Genomic DNA, 578 nt, shown 5'->3' with positions numbered 1-578 from the left:
CTATTGACCGCCTGGTATGAACTTCTTCAGCCATGTGCCGAAGCTTGCAGGGCTTCGAGTTTGAACGAGAACCACGCCTTCTCCTCGGAACCTACATACGAGACCTTCTCCGCTAGTTAAGCTGGATAGCCAGCCTTTCGATGCTTTCTCAATACTATAATTCATATATCCCGGCCATGCGACCAAGTGGCCATTATCGATGACAACCTCTTCGCCCGCACTCAAATTAATAGCATGAATAGCTCCGTAAGAAGATAGGAATACGGTACCTTTTCCGCTGATTTCTACGATAAAGAAGCCCTCGCCTGACAATAACCCTTTACCTAGGTTTTGCATCTTGGTATTGACTTCGATGCCGCTTGTGCCAGCTAAAAATCCATCCTTTTGCACCAATAGCTTATAAGAGCCATCAAGCTCAATCGCCTCTATATCCCCGAGGGAGGGGGGAGCAAGCATCACTTCGCCTTGCCCCCGTACTGCCGTCATTTCTTGGAAGAAGAAGGTTTCCCCGCTAAGCATTCTTCCTAAACCACGCATGATTCCACCATCGACGGTCCCCTTGAGATCAATGCTAGGCG

Annotated in this window: 1 protein-coding gene; it reads right to left on the bottom strand. The window is 48.8% G+C overall.

Annotated features, from left to right (window positions below; translation table 11 throughout):
• On the bottom strand, positions 1-578 hold a 578-nt coding region (locus AC1DWN_RS34985), incomplete at its 5' end, for a TIGR00266 family protein (RefSeq protein ID WP_477563381.1).

It is taken from the genome of Paenibacillus sp. P4_A7 (assembly GCF_056402455.1).
This window is presented reverse-complemented; position numbering and strand designations above follow the sequence as displayed.